The following is a 1,840-nucleotide window of genomic DNA, read 5'->3' on the forward strand; positions in this document are numbered from 1 at the left end:
TTGTCATGAATCAAGTGTTTTTATATTTACTTTATATTTTTGTGCAATATAAGTAAGCGATGTTTGTTCAATTTCTTTTACTGTATTTTTTCGAAATTCTGCAGTATATGTTTTAAATTTTTGTTCTTTTCCCGCCATTAAAAAAATGCACCTCCTCTAAAAGTTTAGTAAAGTTCTTTTTTAATTTTACTTACTTTTTGGGGTGCAGTCTTGTTTTTAAAAGAATGAATAGGGGAATCAAGCAATTTTACTGTTGCTAATTTTTTTTGTTAAAACCTTTATTATAAAAAAATAATTTAAAAAATATTATAAAATATTAGTGGGAATGAAATTATGAAAACACATATATTTAAATAATTTAACAAAAAGATGGGAATTAATTAAATGAATAGAAAAGTAAAAAAACAAACAATAATAATCGGAGGAACAACTTTTGGTGTCTTAGCAACAGCAGGAGCTATTGCAGGTATTGTTTTTGGTATTAGACATATAAATGGTGATTTTGAAACTAAAAAAAGCCAAATATGAGAAATGGTTAAAGAAACACCCAAGGATACTGTCCATGTTGTTTTTATTAACGGATTTATTGGTACATCTCTTGTTGAAAAGTATTTATTTGAAAGTGTTAAAGGTAAATTTTCGGTTGATATTATTCGTAAGTTATATGGCTTCAGGTCGTGCAAAAAATGAGCAAGAACGTGTTGCTAAATATAATCAAGAGTTTTCACACAATAATTTAAATAACCAAGCTAATGTTATTGATAAGCATAATAGGTTGTCGCATATGAAATCGTATTTTTGGTTTAATGATAAAAAAGAAATTATTCGTTCTTTTACAGGTAGTGGTAATTTTTCAGAATCTGCCTTATTAAAAGTCCCATCTTATAAAGAAGTTCTATACAATATTACAAATTATAAAGGCCTTGGTCGTGATATTTTTTGCGAAGGAATTAATGCAACAGAGCAGGTTAGTGCAACACGAATTAGTGATTTATATCAACAAAGTTGTGTTGGCTTTGATGTTAATGATAAGACAACCTATCAGTCAGAAGCAAATGTTTTGAAAGAAAAAAGCCAATTTAATGAGATTGTAAAAGCACATAAAACAAATGAAAAAATAAAGACAGCAACAGGACTATTAGTATTGACTGGTGATGGTGATACGAATGTTATTAAACGATATTTAGATGAAACGGCAAAGGATAATATTAATTTAGATCTTTTTGTTGGTAATACTAGTGCTGGATATAATCCGGTTCTTGAAGCAGAGTTATTAAAAGATGAAAAAAATATTAATCGATTAAATATTATTCGTGAACATCCGAAACCTAATGTTTATAATTCTGATTTTATTAAGTACACTAAACCTAAAACACATACTAAGTTATATGTGTGATACAATGCAAATAATGAAATATTAGCTTTTTGATCCGGTAGTGCTAATTTTAGTACAAATGGTCTTGGCCTTGACCCTAAAAAAGATCGTCCTTTTCGTGAAATTTTATTTGAAATGGCATTATCAGAACGAGATTGAAAAAATGACCTTATTTGTAATGTGGTTGGTGCCTTTAAAACACCTCCAAGTCAGCGAATTAAAAATTTTTGTGCAAATTAGAGATTTAACATTAGGTTGTTAAATCTTTTTAAGTTATTAATGTATTGTATTGAATATATCCTAAAACTAAGCAAATAAATGATTTGACAATTAATTTGTAATATAAAATTAAAACAAAAGTAATTGTACAATGTTTCTTTTAACTGAGAATATGAAATAAAAAACCTTTCTAGGTTATTATTAAATATATAAAGTTAGGAGAAACATTTTTTATATGGCAAAGGG

2 protein-coding genes are annotated in these 1,840 nt (G+C 27.1%); both read left to right on the top strand.

Annotated elements, in window-relative coordinates:
- Nucleotides 1-384 precede the first annotated feature (384 nt).
- Nucleotides 385-708 carry a hypothetical protein gene (locus D9R21_RS08480; RefSeq protein ID WP_241568808.1) on the top strand — a complete coding sequence of 108 codons (324 nt, stop codon included), beginning with the start codon at nt 385-387 and terminating at the stop codon, nt 706-708.
- Nucleotides 665-1,615: a restriction endonuclease PLD domain-containing protein gene (locus D9R21_RS06180; RefSeq protein ID WP_241568809.1), complete on the top strand. Its 951-nt coding sequence runs from the start codon at nt 665-667 to the stop codon at nt 1,613-1,615. The genes D9R21_RS08480 and D9R21_RS06180 overlap by 44 nt, the downstream gene beginning before the upstream one ends.
- The last annotated feature ends 225 nt before the right edge of the window (nt 1,616-1,840 follow it).

Source organism: Spiroplasma endosymbiont of Megaselia nigra (genome assembly GCF_003987485.1).
Classification (GTDB): domain Bacteria; phylum Bacillota_I; class Bacilli_A; order Mycoplasmatales; family Mycoplasmataceae; genus Spiroplasma.